The 21083-nt window shown below is 51.5% G+C and carries 13 protein-coding genes; 3 read left to right on the forward strand and 10 right to left on the reverse strand.

The features are described from left to right. Positions 1–17: 17 nt before the first annotated feature. Together AZF00_RS16045 and AZF00_RS16050 are read right to left on the reverse strand one after the other, a co-directional pair. Positions 18–1532: a response regulator gene (locus tag AZF00_RS16045; protein WP_008252131.1), complete on the reverse strand. Its 1515-nt coding sequence runs from the start codon at positions 1530–1532 to the stop codon at positions 18–20. Continuing rightward, positions 1522–4581: a cache domain-containing protein gene (locus tag AZF00_RS16050; protein ID WP_008252133.1), complete on the reverse strand. Its 3060-nt coding sequence runs from the start codon at positions 4579–4581 to the stop codon at positions 1522–1524. Before AZF00_RS16050 ends, AZF00_RS16045 begins: the two co-directional genes overlap by 11 nt. 193 nt (positions 4582–4774) lie before the next feature. Here AZF00_RS16050 and AZF00_RS16055 point away from each other — a divergent pair, with 193 nt between their 5' ends. Beyond that, a complete protein-coding gene (locus tag AZF00_RS16055; protein ID WP_008252135.1) occupies positions 4775–5392 on the forward strand; it encodes a response regulator transcription factor in 618 nt (205 codons plus the stop codon). Here AZF00_RS16055 and AZF00_RS16060 read toward each other — a convergent pair. From AZF00_RS16060 to AZF00_RS16070, 3 genes are read right to left on the reverse strand one after another with little or no spacing between them, the layout of a single operon-like run. Further along, positions 5389–5715, reverse strand: a complete 327-nt coding sequence (locus AZF00_RS16060; protein ID WP_008252137.1) for a YqcC family protein — start codon at positions 5713–5715, stop codon at positions 5389–5391. The genes AZF00_RS16055 and AZF00_RS16060 overlap by 4 nt on opposite strands. Positions 5716–5720: 5 nt before the next feature. Continuing rightward, positions 5721–7844: an ATP-dependent DNA helicase DinG gene (dinG, locus tag AZF00_RS16065; protein ID WP_008252138.1), complete on the reverse strand. Its 2124-nt coding sequence runs from the start codon at positions 7842–7844 to the stop codon at positions 5721–5723. Then, positions 7845–9011, reverse strand: a complete 1167-nt coding sequence (locus tag AZF00_RS16070) for a 1-acyl-sn-glycerol-3-phosphate acyltransferase (protein WP_008252140.1) — start codon at positions 9009–9011, stop codon at positions 7845–7847. It lies immediately after the preceding gene. A gap of 298 nt (positions 9012–9309) precedes the next feature. On the opposite strand from AZF00_RS16070, the gene AZF00_RS16075 reads away from it, so the two are divergent. Continuing rightward, positions 9310–9906 carry a cysteine hydrolase family protein gene (locus tag AZF00_RS16075; protein WP_008252143.1) on the forward strand — a complete coding sequence of 199 codons (597 nt, stop codon included), beginning with the start codon at positions 9310–9312 and terminating at the stop codon, positions 9904–9906. Positions 9907–9927: 21 nt separating this feature from the next. Continuing rightward, positions 9928–12504 (forward strand): PAS domain S-box protein, encoded by a 2577-nt coding sequence (locus AZF00_RS16080; protein WP_008252144.1) that lies wholly within the window; start codon positions 9928–9930, stop codon positions 12502–12504. Positions 12505–12538: 34 nt separating this feature from the next. Here the strand turns inward: AZF00_RS16080 and AZF00_RS16085 are convergent, their stop codons facing one another. The 5 genes from AZF00_RS16085 to AZF00_RS16105 form a co-directional block, all read right to left on the reverse strand. Continuing rightward, on the reverse strand, positions 12539–14809 hold the full coding sequence (locus AZF00_RS16085) for a TonB-dependent receptor (protein WP_008252145.1): 2271 nt from the start codon (positions 14807–14809) through the stop codon (positions 12539–12541). 78 nt (positions 14810–14887) lie between these two features. Next, positions 14888–16282, reverse strand: coding sequence for a parallel beta-helix domain-containing protein (locus tag AZF00_RS16090; protein ID WP_008252146.1), 1395 nt, complete (start codon positions 16280–16282; stop codon positions 14888–14890). A gap of 34 nt (positions 16283–16316) precedes the next feature. Continuing rightward, on the reverse strand, positions 16317–17459 hold the full coding sequence (locus AZF00_RS16095; RefSeq protein ID WP_062384202.1) for a cytochrome-c peroxidase: 1143 nt from the start codon (positions 17457–17459) through the stop codon (positions 16317–16319). Positions 17460–17474: 15 nt separating this feature from the next. Further along, complete coding sequence (locus tag AZF00_RS16100) at positions 17475–18152, reverse strand: c-type cytochrome (protein WP_008252148.1); 678 nt, start codon at positions 18150–18152, stop codon at positions 17475–17477. 957 nt (positions 18153–19109) lie between these two features. Continuing rightward, positions 19110–20924 (reverse strand): S8 family serine peptidase, encoded by a 1815-nt coding sequence (locus AZF00_RS16105; RefSeq protein ID WP_197465673.1) that lies wholly within the window; start codon positions 20922–20924, stop codon positions 19110–19112. Positions 20925–21083 lie beyond the last annotated feature (159 nt).

Here is a 21083-nt window from a genome sequence, read left to right on the forward strand (position 1 = left end):
TCATAAAGGAGATCGCCTCACGAGTGGGCGGGAAATTCACAATGGAATATCGCGCCGCCATCGGGATTATGTTCATGACGAATACCGCCGCCATGAGCCTGCATAATCGACTGGCAAACAGACAGACCAATCCCCATGCCGCCCTCTTTGGAACTCACAAAAGGACTAAACAACTGCGCTTCGATTTCAGGCGCCAAGCCGGCCCCGTGATCGCTCACACTGAAGCACACCATTGCCCCCTTGGCGTAAGTTCGCACTTCAACCGGGCTCTCATTTCCGGCATTAGCGGTGGACTCCATGGCGTTGCGAATCAAGTTCAATGCGACCTGCTGCACTTGCACTTCATCGACCTGGATATCTGGCAGGTTCTCCCCGCCGTGTAAAACCACCGGTATCGCGTTCACGCGAGAATCGACCTCTGCCAGTGCCAGCACATCTTCCAGAACACTGTTTAATCCCAGCACTTCACTCTCACCGGTCGGCTTTTTAACATAGCTGCGCATCCGCTGGATAACCGCCGCGGCACGCTCGGCCTGAATCGCGATCTTGCCTAGGACATCGTGCATTTTTTCCCGTTTGTTTTCGGGAATATCCACCAGTAAGCGCTGGGCCACGCGCGCGTAGTTTGTCACTGCGGTCAGCGGCTGATTCACTTCGTGAGCGATACCCGCCGCCATCTCACCGCCGGTACTAAGGCGCTCAATATGGGCGAGGTGCTGGCGCTGGCTGTCTAACTCGCCGCGCGCTGAATCCAGCGCCGCTTGACTAGCCAACCATTCGCTAATGTCGCGCAATACCAAAACGGCGCCGCCTTCTTTGCGCGGCGAAGCACTGAGCGCAACATGCACAACATCACCGTTACGCGCAGTTAATTTGGCACTCTCTTTACGCAGACTAACCCCGCCTTCACACAGCAAGGTTAGCGCCTGATTCAATCCGTTATCATTTGGAAAAAGTTTTAGCTGGGCAAACAACTCACCGACGGTATCTGCAACGGCGCAGCCGGTTAACACCGCGGCTCGTGCATTCATCGAGGTTACTCTACCCTGCACATCTAAACCGAAAATACCTTCTTCAACCGCATTCAAAATACGTTGATTTTCGTCTTCAAGCTCACTGTTGCGACGGGCGAGCGCGCGCTCTAAACGCTGTATTTTAACGTGAGTGCGCACCCGCGCTAAGACTTCGTCGGTCTGGAAAGGCTTCGCGATATAATCTACACCGCCAATGGCCAGGCCATGAACCTTGGATTGACTATCGGTGAGCGCCGACAAAAAGATAATGGCGATGTCTGCGGTGTCGGGGTCGGCTTTAAGCCGCTCACAGACTTCAAAACCGTCCATGCCCGGCATCATCACATCTAGCAAGATCAGGGCTGGGTGCGCGCGCTTAGCGGTATACAGTGCCGATTCACCGTCTCGTGCTGCCAATAAGCGGTAACCGCTACCCTCTAAGGTTTTAAATAGAACCTGCAAATTAGTCGGATTATCATCGACCAGTAAAACCTGCTCGCTACCCAGTTCATGCGCCATTCAAACTTGCCTCACCAGATGCTTGACGAAGTAGGCGCGCCAAATTTTCAAAATCAAACTCGCTTAAAAACTCTTCTGCTTCTTCAACAAAACCAAGGCACTCTGGCCGATTACGGCGCAGTTGGCCTAGCAGTTCTCGAGTTCCTGTCACGTCGCCTAGGTCTACCGCCATTAACAACTCCTGCAAATCGCAATCGGGGGGCAATACCACGCTCGAGCGCGGTGCCTCCACATCCGGCACAATCACGTCAGCGGTGTTGACAAGGGCCTCGCTTCCGCAGGTACTTGCAACGACTTTTAATAGATCATCAATGCCAATGGGCTTGGGTAAAAACCCATCACAACCCACCTCGACGGCCTCGGCCATCATGTCTTCGTCGGTTGTAGCCGAAGCCATGATGATCGACACCCCCGTCATTTTAAGTTCTTGTTTAATAATCCGAGTCGCCTCCATGCCATCCATTTCAGGCATGCGCAGATCCATCAACACCAATTGCGCGGTGCGCTCTTTTAACAGCGCGATTACCTCAAGGCCATTAGCGGCCTCGCGGATGTCGTCGCTGACATCTTCGAGCATGCCGAGTAAAACATGACGGTTCACTGCGACATCATCAGCGACAATGATTGCGGGGTTATCGGCCACTTTCGCCAATACATCTGGTTCAGGTTCTGCAGTAAGCTCGATTTTTTCGCCCGGCTCACTGGCTTTAGGCACATCGAGTAGTGGGATATCAAAATAGAAACAGCTGCCCTTGCCGAACTCGCTACTGAGATTTAAATTGCCGCCCATTGCCTCAACCAGGCGACGACAAATGGCCAAGCCCAAGCCCGTGCCTTTGCCGTCTTGGGGGTTTACTTGCCGGAAAGGCTCAAAGACGTCCCGCAGTTTCTCGTCGGGAATCCCCATGCCACTATCCCGCACACTGAATAGTAATATGTGACGATCCAGATCAACGTCGAGCTTGAGCTCAACCCGACCCTTAGCCGTAAATTTAACGGCATTATCAAGCAAATTAACCAGCACCTGACGCAATTTAACTTCGTCGGCTTGCACTATATGTGGGACGTCGGCCGCGACATTCACGACAAAGTCCAGGCCCTTTGATTTAGCGCGATGGCCGACAATATCACTGACACTGGACACAATTTCGCTCAAGTCATTGGCGCGGTGAACAATATCAATATTACCGCTTTCAATTTTGGCCAAATCCAACACGTCGTTAATTAAGGTCAGCAGATGTTTGCCGCAACTTTCAATAGCCCGCAAATATTCTTGACTGCCACTGGGCACACCGGCGTCCCGCTGCAATAACTGGGCATAGCCCAAAACACCATTTAAGGGGGTGCGCAATTCATGACTAACACTCGACAAAAACTGGCTCTTGGCATGCAGGGCATCCTCTGCCGCTATACGCGCGTTCACCAGCTCTTGCTCTATGCGCTTGCGATCAGTGACATCGGTCATAATACCCATCGCGCGGATCGGCTTATCGTTGGCATCGTTTTCTACTACATCGCCACGGCTGTATATCCAGTGATCGTTGCCTGAACGATCTTTAACCCGAAATTCGACACTATTCCCCGTTGCCAAGCCCAGCCAACTGTCCACCGCCGAGGCAATAATTTGCATATCGTCATCATTAGCAATATTTTGAAATGCACCAACGGGATAAGGTTTAGCGGGCACGTCGTAACCCAGCATGCGGAAAAAACTCTCACCCACCGTAACCAAACCGGTCTGCAAATCTAAATCCCAAAGATGGTTATGTGCGGCGTCGAGGGCGAGCTGAAAACGCCGCTCGCTCAGTTTTAAAGCACGCTCGGTCTGAGTGCGTTTTTCCACCATAAAATTAGCTTCTTCAGCTAATTTTTGAAACTCAGCAAAGGGCAGGCGGTTAACATCAATCGCCGTTGAACGCTTACTCGCATCGGCAAAAAACTGTTGAAAAATGGTAAAACCCGACTTACTTCGACGCGCCAACCAACGTGCCGTCAAGGTTGAGAACACCATTAGGGCAAACGCAATTATCACAATAAATTGAATATGCTCTTTTACGCGCAGCTGCAACGCGGCATGCTCTTGTCCCAGCTTAATATTCAGCTCGTCTAAGAACACCCCTGAACCCAAAGTCCAGCCCCAGGGCTCAAAGCGGCGAATATAGGAGATCACTGGCTTATTCTCGCCATTTTGGTCAAGCCAACTCAGTTCGGTGAATAGACTGCTGTCAGCGCCACTGACTTGCGTGCTCTTTTGCACGATATTCGGCATCAGCGCTCCGACACTGGCTGGATCATAGGCATTTACCAGCTGCCGCCCGTCGTTGTCGACCACAAACATAATGGAGTTGTCAGGATCGATGGGCACCGCCGCAATTCGCTCAACGACTTCGCGCTTCAAGCGACTCACTTCGTCGCGCAGATAAACACTGGCCCCCATATAGAGATCGAGAGGTTTGTAGTAGTAAACAAAGCTAAAATTACGCTCTGTTGCGCGATTTTTGCTGTCAGTAAAACGGTATTCTAAAAAATCGTAATTTTTGTCTTTAATCGAATCCCTAATCTGACTAGAAAATGCATTCAGTGCGTCGCGATCTGATATTCGCTGACTGCCTTGGGGATACTTCGGCGCCAAAATTGACTTACCCGCGCCATCAAACAGAAAGAAAAAACCTTTGTTATCGAGAAAGCTCAGGGAGCTCATGGTTGCCCGCAACCGGCTAATTTGCGCCGCGCGGCTCTCGCCGACAAACTCCTTGCGAGTGGTTTCGATTAACGACAAACCCACCGCAACCTGCTGACGCAGATCGTTGTACAGCTGGCGATTAAGCTGGGTACGTTTAAATTCTAGGTACTCCATCGCCTTATCGACTTCGCGACGCAGAAGCTCGCGGCGCGACTCGATATAGCTATCACGCCAGGCCTCACTCTGCTGGGTATAGCGCTCGTACTCCTTGGCAATCCAGATGTAGCCGAGAATCGCCAAGGGAATCGCTGATAAAGCGACTAGGCTTATGAGATATATCTGTACTAAACTGCGCTTAGTACGCATGCGCAACCCTTGTTGTTATATAGCGAACGCAAGTGTTTCTTGCGATTTATTGAGACGAAAGCTTATCCAGTCTTAACACTTATCGCCAGTACCATTCACCTAAAACGTGAATACATTAATTAAGCACAGCAATAGCTTAGGATTTCATGATAGCCTAAGCTCACGATAATACGGTAACCGCCAGGACGGAATCATGACAGCAGAAGCCACGGTATACCTCGTTGAAGACGACGACGCGGTAAGAGATTCACTACAAATGGTGCTGGAATCGGTCGGCCACAAGGTCGCCAGCTATTCACGGGCCGATGCCTTTTTAGAAGACTACAGCGTTGATATGGCTGGCTGTATGGTACTGGATATTCGCATGCCAGGCATGAATGGCATGGAGTTACAGCGCCAACTCAATGCCCGCAACTCTATTTTGCCCATTATTTTTGTCACCGGCCACGGCGATGTCCCCATGGCAGTTGATGCGATGCAACGCGGCGCCGTCGATTTTGTACAAAAGCCGTATCGCGAAGAAGAACTGCTCGGCAAGATTCAACAAGCCATTACCGCCGACATTGAAAATCGTGCAGATCTTGAAGAAAAGCACAAAATTCGCGCCAAATTGACCGATTTAACTCCACGTGAAACCCAGGTTATGGAGCTGATGATTGAAGGCAAGGCGAATAAAGTCATCGCCTACGACCTCGACATTAGCCAGCGCACGGTCGAAATCCACCGCGCCCGCGTTATGGAGAAAATGGGCGTGCGCTCATTGGCCCACCTCGTCCGCATGGTAATGGCAGCAGAAGAGAACAACAGCTAGCGCTTGCCGCCAAGCAGCTCGTCCATCCGCACCAACGCGTTCAGCAGCCCAGCCACCGGCAGCTGTTGACCGCGAAAATATTCCTGCGCCATTGGCGTAATTCCGCATGCATTTGGCAGCGCCTGCTGCTCCGCCACGAGAAAATGCATCTTGGGAATAAAGACAAACTGCAACCACTGGGCAAAACTCAGCGTATCCACCGCAAACGGCTGCTCACTGCGCAATGCCTGCGGCGCAGGTGCAACGGCATCCCAACAGCCGATTTGACGCATCTCCGCTTCAATATCAATTAACACTTCCGCAACTTGGTGGTAATGGCTCATCACGCCTACTCGATAATTTGGCGGTAAGGTGGCATAGAGGCTAACATTTTGCGACCGTAGTGGCGGCTCACCATTCGTCGATCAAGAATAGTAATGCGGCCCGTGTCGGCTTCATTGCGCAGCAGTCGGCCACTGGCTTGAATCAAACGCACCGCGGCGTCTGGCACGGTGATATCCATAAAGGGATTGCCCTTGTTGCGGCTGATCCACTCAGCCAGGGCCTCTTCAACCGGGTCTTCTGGCACGGCAAACGGAATTTTGGCAATCACCACATGACTACAGTATTTACCAGGCAAATCAACGCCCTCGGCAAAGCTGGCCAGCCCAAAGATCACACTGCCTCTGCCCTCATCCAAGCACTCGCGATGGCGGCTGAGAATTTCGTGTTTGGGTAAATCGTCCTGCGCGAGAATGCGCCCCTGCCACTCGGCCGACACGCCCTCTCGCACCGCGCGCAACTGTTTCCGGGAGGAGAACAACACCAAGCTCCCCGCATCAGCATCTAATAAGGTCGGCAACATCTCGATGATGGCGGCGGTATGCGCTTCGGCATTACCGGCATCGCAATCCATGGCCGGAATATACAATTCCGCCGCTTCCGCGTGACGGAAGGGACTGGGCACCACTTCAAAGCTCGCGTCTGTATCTAAACCCGCGCGCATACTAAAGCGATCGAAACTGCCTAGCGCAGTCAGCGTAGCTGAGGTCAGCACGGCGCCGTAGCAGCGCGACCACAAGGCCGATTTAAGCGCATTGGCCGCGAGTATCGGGCTGGCGTTTAGCTCAACATCAAATAGCCCCTGCCCGGCTTCTACTAGCGCCATCCACCGGGCATTAGGCGGTTTTTCCTTGGTCGCGTCGCTGGCATAAGATCGCCACAGCGCCGCAGCCGATTCGGCCCGAAAACGCGCCATCGACACCGTGGTTAACCACTGTTCGTTAGCCTCACGGTTACCGCTCAGCTCATTATTGTCCATGCCGTCTTGCAGACTATCGATGATTTTCTCGGACTGCTTAATGACCTCGCTAAAACCCGCCAACAAGCTTTTGGCGTGCTCCGTCAAAATAGCGGGCACTATGCCGTCAGCAAAGCGCACACTTTTTATACCTTGGCGCTCCTGCGCACCGTCAAGTAAGTCTTCCAAGACGGGCCGCAACGGAATAAGCCCCCGCCGCACCGCAATTAATTGGCTCAGCAAGCTTTCTAGTTCACTGCGGATATTATTATCCATGACCGGCAGCGCAATCATGGCGCTCAGCGCCCGCTCTATTTGCTCCATCCACCGCTCGGTGGCCGCCAGCCGGAAGTTAGCGCTAAAGTGATTAATCACTTTGTCGGGCAGGTGGTGCGCCTCGTCAAAGACGTAAATGCACTCCTCCGGCGGCGGCAGTATTGCGCCACCGCCCAACGCTAGGTCGGCGAGCACCAGATCGTGATTGGCCACAATCACGTCAGCCTGGGTCAAAGATTCACGGGCCTTAAAGAAACTGCATTGTTTGACGTGGCTACAGCGTCGGCCAGTGCACTGGGCGTGGTCAGTGGTGACTCGCGCCCATTTATCATCGGCGATGACGGTCTTCCAATCATCTCGGTCACCCGCCCATTTGCCGGTGGCCATCTGCTTGGCAAAATCAGTGTACAGCGACAAACTCTCCGCATCTGGTGCGGCCATATGCTCGTCAATATACAAGGGCAGCACTTTGGCATCCGCGCCAGACAGCAATTGATCTAGCTTAGACAAACAAATATAGCGGCGACGCCCCTTAGACAGGCTAATGGAGAAGTGCAGACCACTATTGGTCAGCACATCTGGGAGGTCGCGGTAGATAATTTGTTCTTGCAGAGCCACGGTGGCGGTGGAGATCACCAAGGTTTTATCGCAGGCCTTAGCGATAGGCACCGCCGCGAGGGCGTAGGCCAAGGTTTTTCCGGTACCAGTGCCCGCCTCAATTACACAGAGATGGTCGCCACCGCCGCGCTGGTGTTCCTGATTGCGCTTAATGCCACCCAAGGTTCGGGCGATATGGGCAATCATTAGCCGCTGCCCGTAGCGGGCTTTGAGGTTTTTTACATCCAAAAACTGCCGATACGCTTCCTGAATGGTCTTTTTCAGCTCGTCGGTGAGCACCTATACCGCCTTGTCAACAATCCGCAGATCCGCGCTACGCAATTGGTTTTTAACAGGGTTGGCGTAAATTTCCATGGCCTTTTCGCGATACTCGGCCGACATCTGGCTAAAACGCCGATCAAAGGCGACATGATCGGCTTGGGTGAGCTTTGGCACACGCGCTAAACTCATCCACTTGTCATCATTATAAATCCGCTGATACGCGATAATATTGCTTGGGTGCAGGCGATACTGATCAATAATAATTTCATCCAATGCCGCCGCGACCTCGGCGGCATCACTAAACTCGCCCTTTAATGGCGCGCCGAAGGCAACATGAACATTGCCTTTGTCGCCCACAATCCCCGAGGCAATGCTCTTTAAATCTTCATGCTCAGCCTTTTGATAGGCGCCATCGCGCGCGATATGCACCAACTCTTGAGCTTTGGCGGCATCCAGCGGATCCCACTCGTAGGAAATAGACACCGGCACGATATTGAGTTTATTAACGTAGTCAGAAAAACACTCATCAGGCTTATTCTGCGCCATGCCAATCATTTTGATAACGGCCGCCTCGGTGGCGTCGTTGCCATCTTTAGCGCGACCTTCACGCTGGGCAATCCAAATTGAACTGCGCTCTTCTAGCAGTGAAAAGCGAATATAACTGGCCAACTGGCGAAAAGCAGCCAACATCTGCCGAGGTCCACGAGCAGAGCGACGCACAATAAAGCTTTTATTCAGCCGCATTAAATCGGCGGCGAAAGGCTTGGAGAGCAAATTATCGCCAATCGCGATACGCACGGTATCGCGGTCATGATGATATAACGCGTAATTAACAAAGGCGGGGTCGAGGGCAATGTCGCGGTGATTACTAATGTATAAATAGGCTTGGTCTGAATTGAGGTTATCTAGACCAGAAACTTGAAAGCTTGTGGTGCTGCCTTCAATCATGGCATCCATATAGCCTTTGACGACCCACTGAAAATCGGCAACATTGGCAATACCCTTCATCTCACGCCCTAAATACCAGCGTAACAGCGGTCGAACTAGCCATGGCAGGGCCTTGCTTAAGCACGGCATCCGCAAGCTGGCAATGATATTGAGCATCTCAGGATCAACCAATAGTTTCGCCAATACCGGCGCCACTTCGTCGTCGTGGTAGGGCCGTATTTCAGCGAAGGTATCCATTGCTCTGTGCTCTCACAAATATAAAGGGGCGTACAATAAAGGATTCAGCCGCAGGCGTCATCTCCCCGCCGCCGCAAACTGGCAATTTGCCAAATCTTCTCACTAGGCAAGGCAATTTAAGAAGCAAATTGCAAAAACGGTAAGCCCCCACGCAAGAAAAAACATCACTAAAACCACTAAATCATTAAAAATCAATTACTTAAAAATAAAAACACCCTTGGAATGCAAGTTGCTTTTACATATGCAACTTAGCAAACATCACGATCAAGGCATTCAGCATTAGCCCAAGGGAGGCGCCATGAAAACCCCAACACGCACCGCATTGCTACTTATCGGCTTTCAAAACGATTACTTTGCCAACGAAGGTATTTTGCACTCGGTAATAGAAGAGTCCTCGCGGGTTAGCGGGGTGTTGCAAAATACCCTTACGTTACTTGAGGAATCAGCCGAGCAATTTGACCTTATTATATCGACTCCTATTCTGTTTACCGACGGCTATAGCGAATTAGTCGATCCTGTTGGCATACTCCGCACGATAAAAGATGTTGGCGCCTTTAAGGCGGGCCAATTCGGATCGAAAACAATCCCTGAATTCGATGCCTACAAAGACGTTATCACCGAGATACCCGGTAAAAGGGGCTTAAACGCCTTTTCCAATACGCATTTAGAATCCCTACTACGGGAAAACGGCATTGAGCATCTCGTGCTTGCCGGCACCGTAACATCGATATGCATAGATTCGACGGGCCGCCACGCCGCCGATCTCGGCTTTAAAGTGACGATTCTGTCGGACTGCACGTCGAGCCGAACAATTTTTGAACAGGATTTCTACTGCGAAAATGTGTTCCCTCTCTATGGCAGCGTCTGTAGTTCATCTACACTGAAGGTGGCATAAAAGAAAATCAGAGGGCTGTAAATGAGCGCCACCGACAGCGAGCGCGAGCTTTTGCTCCAACACCGCATGGTAGAAGAGCTGGCGGCTAAGCACCAAGAATTCCAAACCCTAACGGATTTACTGGAAGAGGTAGTTTTCCGCTGTGACGACAGCGGGAAATTAACCCTGCTCAACTCCGCTTGGACCCGCAAAACTGGCTGGCCAGTAAACGAGTGTATTGGTCGCCGCTTTGTGGAGTTTATCGACGACAGCGAGGCTGTTACGCAATTAAGTAGCAATCTCAACGACAGCGAACCGCTGATTAGCGAATTGCGTATCGCCAGTCGATTTGGCGACATTAAAACGTTTAGTATGCGCGCGCGCCGCAGCGGAGATACGTGGTACGGCTCGCTCTACGACGTCACCGAATTGCATCTGGCCATGGGGGCTTTAGAAGAAAGCCGCGAGCAAGCAAGAAAACTCGCCCTGGTTGCAAGTCGCACCGACAATCTCGTTATTATTTCCGACGCTAAGGGGCTTATCGAATGGGTTAACGAGAGTTTCACCCTCATTACCGGCTACAGCCTCCAAGAGGTGCGCGGCAGATCGCCGGGGTCTTTTTTACAAGGACCGCAAACAGATCACCGAGCCGTCGAACAGATGCGTGACGGTCTCGCTCAAGGCAAAGGGTTTAATGTTGAAATCATTAATTTCAATAAAAATGGCACCCCGTACTGGCTGGCGATCGACTGCTCGCCAGTACTCAATGAACACGGTGAGCTGGTCAATTTCATTGCCGTAGAGCGGGAAATCACCGAGCGCAAACAAACCGAACAAGCCCTGCGTGACAGCGAGCAGCACTATCGAAATATCTTAAACACGGTAAGCGAGCCTATTTTTTACTGCGACACCGGTCTACAAATTCACTTTGCTAATCCGGCCTGGCAAGCGCTGACGGGCAAAGTGATTAATAGTGATGCTCCGCGAAATCTTCACGACTTTATTCACCCAGAAGATATCCCGTTTCTAGAGCAGGCGCGGGACCACATTTGTGCTGGGTTACCGCCAAGTCGCCAAGAGGTACGTTTGTGCGACAGCCGCCAGAACTGGCGTCGAGTTGAACTACTGCTATCGAGCAACGGGCACTCGAAGGGCGGGCGCACCCAACACCTCACTGGCGCACTCTTCGACGTCGACGAACGCTGGCAGCAAACCCAAGCCATTTTACAGTCAAAAGCCGCTGCCGAAGAGCTGTCTAAATCGCGAACCCGCTTTGTGGCGAATATGTCACACGAAATCCGCACCCCGCTCAATGCCATTCTCGGCATGGGCTCTGTACTCCAAGAAACCGATCTAACACCGGAGCAACGGGGGTATTTAGACACCTTGTGCAATGGCGGCAAGGCCTTGCTGGCCTTAATAAACGATGTACTCGATTTATCCAAATTAGATTCTGATGAAATTCAACTCGAGAATATCGAATTTAATCTCGGCGAGGTATGCGAGGAAGCCGTCGATATTATTGCAGCGCGGGTTGAGGAGAAGAACCTCACGCTAACGATGCACTGCACACCCAGCGTCCCGCAAATCATCATTGGCGACCCTCACCGCATGCGGCAGCTATTAATCAACCTCCTCGGCAACGCCGTAAAGTTTACCGCCCAAGGTGGTATCACCATTACCCTCGACTGGCAGGCAATGAGTAGCCATTACGGCACATTACATCTCGATATTATTGATACTGGGGTCGGTATTCCCGAAGATCGGATTTCCAGTTTATTTAATGCCTTCACTCAAGCAGACACATCAACAACTCGCCGCTATGGCGGCACCGGTCTTGGCTTGGCAATTTGCCAGCAAATTTGCACGGCAATGGGCGGCGAGATAAATATCACGAGTACCGTTGGCAAGGGCACGAGTTTTCGCTGCCAGCTACCTCTTAACACCATTACGTTTGCGGCGCCGCAGAGCAAAAATACATTGCGCGGAATAAACCTCGATCAGCGCGCTCAACGAGTAAGCCAGTCGCTGGCACACTGCATGGCTTATCAATATGAAGCCGCGCGCGTCGACAATACCGACAGCAGCCTCAGCCTGATATCCGCAGACGGCAATATTCTGAGCCTAAATTCACCTCAGAACTACGCGGTGCTAACACCCAACCGGCTGCTGCGTAAACTTCAAGCGCTGGACAAACAATCGGTTCGACCATCTATACCGCAAACCGATCCCCGCGAGTCCGCGCTGCGAATTTTAATTGCCGAAGACTCGATCCCCAATCAAATGGTTGTCGATGCGATGCTTAAGCAATTAGGTTATAAACACGTTGTGATTGTTGACAACGGCCAGCTCGCGGTCGATGCCGCCAACGGCAATAATTTCGATTTAATTCTGTTAGATATTCACATGCCGGTTATGGACGGCTTAAGTGCCGCGAAGGCCATTCGCGAAAATTTGCAGAATGCGACCCCGATGATTGTTGCCGCCTCAGCCGATGTCACCACCGATGCCCGCAAAGAAGCCAGCGATGCCGGCTTTGACGACTGGCTGCCCAAACCCTTCACCCGAGAATTACTGCAAGCGCTGCTCGAAAAAACCAGCGCGCAGTTAAATAACTAAGACATATGAAGCGCGACGCATTATCGCGCAAAAATTAAAAGACAAACTTCAAATCAACACCGTAGGTCAGCGGCGCAATTATGCCCACATGGTAGGTGCCTAACTCGCCGCCAGTCAATCCGCCGGGCTGCGACACTCGCTCATTGCGCAACAAGTTTTTACCCCACAGCGCAAACTCATAGCTCCCGCTTGGCGTGGTCCACGCCAAGCGGCCATTAAGCAAACTAGTGTCATCACCGTAACCGTTAACGCGATTAAACTTATCGAGATGATCCTCATTGGATTGCTCGACATTTTCTTCATAAATATAATCAACATGCAGCAATAGCAAGCCGTAATCAAACTCCGGCGACCAATCCATCGTCAACGTGTATTCCTGAGGCGCCGTGGCATTCACCTGGTTAGCCTCTTGGAAATTACCGTCTTTATCGTAGTAGGCCGCGCGGCTGGACTCCTGTTCACGATAGGTGTAAATCAAACCAAAGCGCAAATTATCATTAACCAGCCAGTCGGCCGTCAGTTCAATACCCTGAATATCTTCGTCAGTACTAATCACCGTTGGTACCGCGCCATTATCGTCTGGCCCTTTAGACTCTATCGACTCTTGGCGGTCATCAATAACCATTTTAAACAAGGCAATTTGCGTACGTATTTTGTCTTCGAGTAAATCGCCCTTCAGGCCCAACTCGACGTTTGTTACCACTTCCGGCGCCAGCGGCACTTCGCGGGAGCTGGTGTTCAAGGAGTCGTAGCCCCCCGACTTATAGCCAGTTGAATAACTCACGAACGCCATAGCACCTTCGCTAATTTGTGCGTTGGCAACAACACGACCAGTGATTTTGTCCCAGCTAGCACTGCCCTGTTCAAGACCGTCTGAGTTAAAAAAGAAATTTTCGCCCTGTGCTTGCGACAGCACAAAATCGGTGAGCGGGGCATGCCAGCTAAAGGCCTTTTTATCGTTGCTGTAGCGCAGGCCGGTAATAATATTCAACCAATCGTTAATGGTGAAATCGAGGTCGGAAAATATGCCATACGTTTCAAAATCGCCCTCGTTGGTCATTGTTTCGGTGACATAGTTGCCCGCGATAGGACCACCAATCAGTGTATTTAAAACGCCTGCTGGTAGGCCCGTCATCGCCGAGGCTAATTCCACCACCGCGCCATAACTAAAAGTAAGCGCTGTTTGCTGATAGGTATCTTCTTTGCTGTAGTTAGCACCAAATACTGCGTCAACCCAATCGAGCGATACATTAAATTGCGCTTCAAAATAGGCAATATCGGAATCTTCAATATTATTGGTATCGACGTAAACTGACTCATCTGCCGTCGCATCTTCATCTTGCAAATTATAGGTTTCAAACGCGCGGTAACTGGCAATCAGGCTCATGGTAGTGACATCGCTGATGTCGTACCAAAGCTTGCCGGTGATGCCCTGCATATCTCGTGTTTCACCACCATTGATAGCGTCAGTTTCTAATTTACGCTCCGTCGGGTCAGGGTGGGTTGCGTATTCTTCACTGGTGCTGAGCCGCGCCTGGGGGCCGTTGTCGACGCGGTCAATATCATAGGCCATTTGCAGGGTGAGTCGGTCGGTGGTTTCCCAGCGCAGCGCCATACGCGCAAATTGATTATTCTGCTCGCCGGGGTCCGGCTTGGCAGGACCGAGCATGTCGAGGACCGCGCCGCGCTGGTTGTGCATCACATTCATGCGCAGAGCGAGGCTGTCGGTGAGCGGAATATTGCTCATACCCTCAACGCGAAACAAATCGTAGCTACCCAGCTTGGCGGTCACAAAGCCTTCGCGCTCTTCTAAACTCGGCCCATTGGGAATAAAGTTCACTACCCCAGCGGCGGCATTGCGGCCAAACAGTGTGCCTTGCGGACCCTTCAGTACTTCTACTCTTTCCATGTCTGAAAATGGCACGGTAATCGCCGCGCGAGGTAAGTACACGCCGTCCAGAAAAGTGGCTACCGAAGGGTCGCCGCCAGTGCTGATATTCGAGCTTTCAATACCACGAATAATAAAAGACGACTGGGTCATCCCCCCACCACGCACGTCTTCTCCCACTTTCAGGCCGGGAATATAGGCCTGAATATCCTCCATAGTTAAGGCGCCGGTGTTTTCCAAATCTTGGTTGGTAAAGGTATCAACCGTGACGGGCACCGTCATCGCACTCTGTTCGCGCTTTTGGGCCGTAACCACCACTTCCTCTAGCGCCAGATTCTTAGCGGCGTGCGCCAAAGGCGCGCCCAGTACTGCCAGCCCGATGGCACAGGCTATGCGACTTCTACTTTTGGATGTCATAAACCGTCCTCTCTCGCTATCAATACTGGCGAGCACCCTTGCGGTGCCCACTGCGCTCACATCAAATACAAGGCAACACTATTTGGTAACTTTCAACATATACTCAGCCACGTCTTTTCGTAACTCTGGAGACAAATGCCCCTGTGACGGCATAGCTGGGTAGTCAGGGCGCACCTTATGTGGCTCGGCAATGTAGTCGGCAATACCTTGCGCGTCATTGCGATACAGCGCTTGCACAGCGAGGGTTGGCGGCCCAATCATACGCATATTATAAGCGTGACAACCGGCGCAAATACCCTGGTACAGCAGCTTAGTGCGATTGGTAGCCGTCACTGGCTCACTCGGCGCGCCACCGGGAATGCGGTAGCTCAACACATCAGCGGTGTTCCTGCGCTCGCACTCAGACCATTTCTTTACACCAAAGCTGGTGTAGCGCTCGCGGTTAATAATGCAGTTGTCCTGCTCTTGAGCGGAACCTGGCGTTGCTAAAATATCCGGGCCGGTGCGACTGAATTGGGTCAGCATAAGGGCTTTAACTTCGGCAACGGGGTCTGCGCCGTTATCGAACATAAGATTGTCGAGAAACACCAAACGGTCTGGGTTGGGTTCAGATTCTGGGTCGCTGGAAATATCGGTGATAAAGGCCAAATCGGTAATTACGATACCCGCCGTTTTATTGCCCGAGACAATATTACCTTCGACAATCACATCGTCGGCCGCCATCACCACAATGCCAATCCCCTGCGGCACTTTGGATACAATCGAACCCGGCGCACCAAAGTTTGGGGTATTATTATTCACCACAAAGTTATTGCGCAAAATCACATCAAAAGTCGTTTTAATTGGCAAGCCTGGCGTAATGAATACGAGCAGACCTGCGGTATTGTCGTGAGCGTAATTATTCTCAACTAGGGCGTGGCGGGTGTTTTCAATTTCGATACCGGCAACATTGTCGAATACTTCGTTATGACGAACATCGACGTTATCGCACATGCCAACATAAATCGCCGCATCTTCAATGCCACTCAAGACGTTGTATTCAATCAAGCCGTTCTTACCAAATTGGGGAAAAATTCCGTACACCCCAGTGTCGATGACTTTGTTGTAGCGAATGGTAAAGTTATTACCAGACTGCCCCATAATGGCGTTGCCCTTGTAGTGGGTAATGGTCAGCCACTCCACGGTAAAGTCATTGCCAGAGTATAGGATCGCGTCATTGCGCTTGCCCTCGCCCTCTAATACCGGCCACTTACCCTCTTCAACGACGCCACGCAGGGTAATATTGTCTTTGTCGATATAAACACTTTCTTTATAAGTGCCGGGATAAATGAGTACCACATCGCCCGGACTGGCTTTATTCACCGCGTCCTGAATCGACTCACCGTCTTTTACCGGAATGTCTGCCGCCCACAGACTTGGCATACTGCACAGCAAGCCCAGACACAGCAGCCCCAATCTAATCGGGTTTTTCATTATTGCACTCCTCAATTTCCAGGCTCCAAAATAATTAATTCGGCTTCACATCGACAACCGGACGCAAGCCCGACGGCACTGCACTCGGCAGCGGCGGCATAAAACTTTCGTCGCTTAGGGTTTTTAAAAAGGCGACCAAAACATCGATTTCACGATCAGTTAAATTCGGTTCCCAAATATGCCAATGCAAATTGAGTTTCTCGCCTTCGGGTACCGCGTGCCCGCGACCACCAGTATAAAATGCCACCGCCTCACGCAGGGTTTCAAAGCGGCCAGAATGCATATAGGGCGCACTGAATTCGATATTGCGCAGTGTCGGTACTTTAAAACCGCCGCGCTGGGAGGCGTCACCCGTCACCGCCTGCACACCACTGTCAAACGCGTGACCATCCGGTTCGGGAGTGCCCAGTATCGCTATTTGCTGGTTGGTAAATGTCGGCGGTGTATGGCATTCCGCGCAGCGCGCGACAAAGGAACGAAATACATTCATACCTTCTATTTCGTCTTTATTCAGTACTTCATGCACGCCATTGGCGTATAAATCATAACGGCTATTCAAAGACACCAGCGACGACTCAAAGGCAGTAATGGCGGTATAAATTCGATCTAAGCTAATCGCGCTATCGCCAAAGGCTTGTTTGAATAAAGCTGGGTACGCAGCACTCTCGTTCAGGCTCTTAAGCAAATGTTCGCGGCTATTGCCCATTTCAATTGGAGAATACAGCGGCCCTTCCATTTGCTCTTCAAGCGAACTGGCTCTAGCGTCCCAGAACAAGCGTTTTAAAAAGCCGACATTCCACAAACTTGGGGCGGAGCGGTGCGCTAGCTGGCCGTTAATTCCGACACTGAGGCCACGACCATCAGCGAAGCCCTTACTGGGCTGATGGCATGAGGAACAGGCTAATGTGCCGTCACCCGACAACAGCGGGTCAAAAAACATGAGGCGACCCAAGTCAATTTGCTGGGGCGTAAAACCCTCCCGCAATGGCGGCAGGCCTGTTTTCAAACCACCCACCCCGGAGTCTTGCAGTGAAGCGTACTCGCCATAAAGACTTTGCAGATAGCAGCGACCTTGCTCAGGCCGAAATCCCGCAGGGCAAACCTCGCTCAAGCGCCATTCAGCCGCAAGCGAACTTAATACCGGCAGCAACAATAGGCCACTCAGAAGGGCGCGCATCGTCGCTGGCCTCATTTAGTCTGCCAAACTCTGTATATACACCACTACATCCTTGGCAACCTCGGCGTCCGGTAAGGTTTTACCCATCATAAACATTTGGTAGCCATAGCGGTCTGACTCATCGCTGCCGCGAATTCCTTTGCTGAAGTGATCGAATTGCTGCAACAAATACCAGTCATCGACCCCGGCCAGCGCTGGCGCCTGCAACTTGTCATTGCCCTCCGCATTGGGGCCGTGGCATGCACCGCAAAGATTAGAATAGTAATCAGCGCCGCGCTTCGCATTGCCTGTCAACGTCGCCGCGGCAGGCTTCGCCTTGAAGCCATCAATATAAGCTACGACTGATTTCACCGCTGCGTCATCGGGCAGTGTTTTTGCAATCCCCTGCATTTGTGCGCCAAAAGCATCGTCGGGATGACTGCCCCGCACGCCAGAGCGGAAGCCGAGGAGCTGACGCTCCAGATACCAACTCTGCTGATTAGTTAAAGACGGTGCATTAAGGGCTTTATTACCTTCTCCGTTAGCACCGTGACAAGCTGAACACGCGGCATACAAATCCTTCCCTGAGGCGGAACCGCTGCCCTGAAGCGCTGCAACCGCAGCGCTGGCGGCCTGCTCACTATTTGCACTGGGCGCCGGATCATTGCTGCACGCCACCATGACGACACTAAGAAGCAAAATCGGTAATTTCATGCTTTATTTTCCTTGGAAGACCTAAACTCCGAATACAATCGATACTCGACCTTAACGACCGGCCACCGCAATGAGACTTATAGCGCGCATCCGCCGACAGCGCATTAGCACCCAAATACTCAAGCCATGATAAGTGTGAATTAATTCAGACTAGCCTATGTTTACACCGTCATCAATACGTCAAATGGGGTAATTTCCGGCGTAAAACTGGTGATTTCATCGCCATTTACTGAATTTCAGCTATTTTGGCGACCAAGACGCAATTGCCCTAAATGAGTAACCCCGCTACGACCCCGCCGAGGACCACCCCATCTAGACACAGGGAGAAACGACCCAAATTAGCACACAACAAAAACACCACCGCGCCGAGGACACCTTCAAAACGGACTATTTTTCTAGGCCTGCGCAGTCGAAACCACACTTTTTTCATCTTGGTGCAAGCACTGAAATAAGACTATCTAGGCCACCAAGGAGATGCCCTATATTAGCGCCTCTACTCCACGATTTTATAACAACAGCGCAGTGGACCAGCAATGCGCAAAAAAGCATATATAGCGCCGATATCGCATCTACTCCCCTTCATAAATTTCAGAATTGGCGGAGTAGTTCACATTTCCAAGGTAACCATCACACCTTTAAGCTAAACCAGCATCAACATCTACTCCCAGATTGGCTGTTGGACTCCTCGCCAAGAACAGCGTATTGGTTATGGCGCTTGCCAATTAGCCACGAAATAGCATCGGTATTATTTTGGTTGCCGACATGATTATTGGCGCCTTGTTCACTTTGCTGGCACTACCCTGTGTTTATTTGTGGCTGGCAGATGAACACCAAACTAGGGTTCTCAGCTCCCATGCAAAAACGGTGTCTGCATAGTAAATTAATCGGTATACCGTATTAGTTATAAATAAAAACGGGCGCCATTAGCGCCCGTTCTTTGTTTATCGATAAACTCGCTTAGGGATTATCGGTATACAAAATATACTCCCCAGCCCCGCTATAGGATTTTACCCGCCAGCGGTAGGTGCCTGAATTGCCCGAGTAACTTACTGTTTCGTCAGAGCTCGCGGTTTCACCACTGGCGACCACCGACCAGCTTTGCACTAAAAAGCCACCGAGCTTTTCTAGGTATAGATCAAAATCAGTGCCTGCGGGGCCTTGCAAAAAGCCACGGAACTCGCCGCCATTACTACTAAACCCACTGCTGTTTGGGGTGTAAGTTTGCGCGCCAGAAGCCAAGGTGCCACTGGTTTGCTCGCACTCGGGGCAAGGCCCGGAACCCGGCAGATCTACTACCACGTTTTGACTTACGCTGTTTTGCTGAGCGGCGTTGTCGTTAACGGTGAGCGTAACGCTATAGCTCCCTGCTGCGCCGTAGTTATGACTAGCGGTAACACCACTAGCAACACTACCGTCACCAAAAGCCCACTGGTACTGGGTAATGCCGTTATCGTCGGTTGAGCCAGCGCCGTCAAAGCTACACGCCAGATCGCTGCAGCTATACGTGAAGTCTGCATTCGGCGGGAAATCAGTAGGTGTGCCGCCACCACCCGCCGCGACCTGTAGCAGCAAATTCGGTGATCCCGCACCGAGACTACTTAGCTTGCCGTTAACGCCATCGCTTATTAAGCTCGCAAATACTGATGCAGGACTTGCCGACGGGTTTTGCGCTAATAGTAATGCTGCAGCGCCAGCGACATGAGGCGCGGCCATCGAGGTACCACTGATGGTGTTGGTGTCGGTATCGCTCTGATACCACGACGAGGTAATTGCCGAGCCGGGCGCAAAAATATCAACGCAACTGCCTTTGTTTGAAAACGAAGACCGCGCATCATTTGAACTGGTAGAACCTACGGTAACAGCTTCTGCAACACGGTTTGGCGAGCCAGTACAGGCATCAGTATTATCATTGCCAGCGGCAACCACAAAAGTCACACCCGCACTTATCGCGGCGCGCACAGCGGTATCTAAAGCCTCGCTATTGCCACCACCCAAGCTCATATTCGCAACAGCGGGCTTAATATGGTTGCCCGCTACCCAGTCGATACCGGCAATAACGCCAGAATTACTGCCCGAACCATTACAATCGAGCACCCGTACCGGGTGCAGGGTTGCGCCCTTGGCCACGCCCCAGGTAGTGCCCGCGCTTGTTCCTGCTACATGACTGCCGTGGCCGTTACAGTCTTCGGTATTCGCTGGATCAGTACTGCCAAACAACACACCACTAGAAACAAAGTTGCGACCGTTGCCAACTCTACCGCTAAATTCGCTGTGCGATTTACGCATACCCGTGTCAACTATATAAATATGGGCGCCGCTGCCATTGCCATTGTATTGGTAGCTGCCATCGAGAGGCAGGCTTGGCTGATCCACGCGATCTAGGCCCCAAGTCGCGCCATTTTGAGTTGCAGCGATTGCCACTGTGCGATCTTGCTCAACTAATTTGACGAGCGGGTTTTGCGCCAACAACGCCGCCGCCTCGGGGCTTAGCTCAGCTACAAAACCACGCAAAGTGTGCTGAAATGTCGTCAACAAATTACCGCCAACACTTTCCAGCAAGCTTGAAACTACCTCATCTAAGGGCGCTGGAACTAAGCCCGCAACATCCAATTTATTAAGTAGTACGATGTACTGCCCATCAATTAACTCGCCAGAACTTAACGCGTCTGAAACCGAGGCTTCGATGGCGCCCGCATTTGCCGTCACGTCATTAACTACTTGCTGTGCATCTACGCCACTACCGCCACCGCAAGCAGCTAGTGACAGAAGCATAAACCCACTCATTAAATGCTGTCGATTTAGATTAATACCCATTGGCGAGTCATCCCCTTTTTGATTAATTATTTTTGCCGACTAGTGTCAAGGCTAAAGCAAGGGCGACTATAGCGAAATAAGGAAGTAATGACAGTGTAACCAAAGTGATTATAGTGA

Origin of the sequence: Zhongshania aliphaticivorans, from assembly GCF_001586255.1 — a bacterium.
Taxonomy (GTDB): Bacteria; Pseudomonadota; Gammaproteobacteria; order Pseudomonadales; family Spongiibacteraceae; genus Spongiibacter; species Spongiibacter aliphaticivorans.

Excerpts from the sequence above, each read along its gene's own strand:
- AZF00_RS16045 (WP_008252131.1), bottom strand. The coding sequence starts at position 1,532 with ATGGCGCATGAACTGGGTAGCGAGCAGGTTTTACTGGTCGATGATAAT.
- AZF00_RS16050 (WP_008252133.1), bottom strand. The coding sequence starts at position 4,581 with ATGCGTACTAAGCGCAGTTTAGTACAGATATATCTCATAAGCCTAGTC.
- AZF00_RS16055 (WP_008252135.1), top strand. The coding sequence starts at position 4,775 with ATGACAGCAGAAGCCACGGTATACCTCGTTGAAGACGACGACGCGGTA.
- AZF00_RS16060 (WP_008252137.1), bottom strand. The coding sequence starts at position 5,715 with ATGAGCCATTACCACCAAGTTGCGGAAGTGTTAATTGATATTGAAGCG.
- AZF00_RS16070 (WP_008252140.1), bottom strand. The coding sequence starts at position 9,011 with ATGGATACCTTCGCTGAAATACGGCCCTACCACGACGACGAAGTGGCG.
- AZF00_RS16075 (WP_008252143.1), top strand. The coding sequence starts at position 9,310 with ATGAAAACCCCAACACGCACCGCATTGCTACTTATCGGCTTTCAAAAC.
- AZF00_RS16080 (WP_008252144.1), top strand. The coding sequence starts at position 9,928 with ATGAGCGCCACCGACAGCGAGCGCGAGCTTTTGCTCCAACACCGCATG.
- AZF00_RS16085 (WP_008252145.1), bottom strand. The coding sequence starts at position 14,809 with ATGACATCCAAAAGTAGAAGTCGCATAGCCTGTGCCATCGGGCTGGCA.
- AZF00_RS16090 (WP_008252146.1), bottom strand. The coding sequence starts at position 16,282 with ATGAAAAACCCGATTAGATTGGGGCTGCTGTGTCTGGGCTTGCTGTGC.
- AZF00_RS16095 (WP_062384202.1), bottom strand. The coding sequence starts at position 17,459 with ATGCGCGCCCTTCTGAGTGGCCTATTGTTGCTGCCGGTATTAAGTTCG.
- AZF00_RS16100 (WP_008252148.1), bottom strand. The coding sequence starts at position 18,152 with ATGAAATTACCGATTTTGCTTCTTAGTGTCGTCATGGTGGCGTGCAGC.
- AZF00_RS16105 (WP_197465673.1), bottom strand. The coding sequence starts at position 20,924 with ATGCTTCTGTCACTAGCTGCTTGCGGTGGCGGTAGTGGCGTAGATGCA.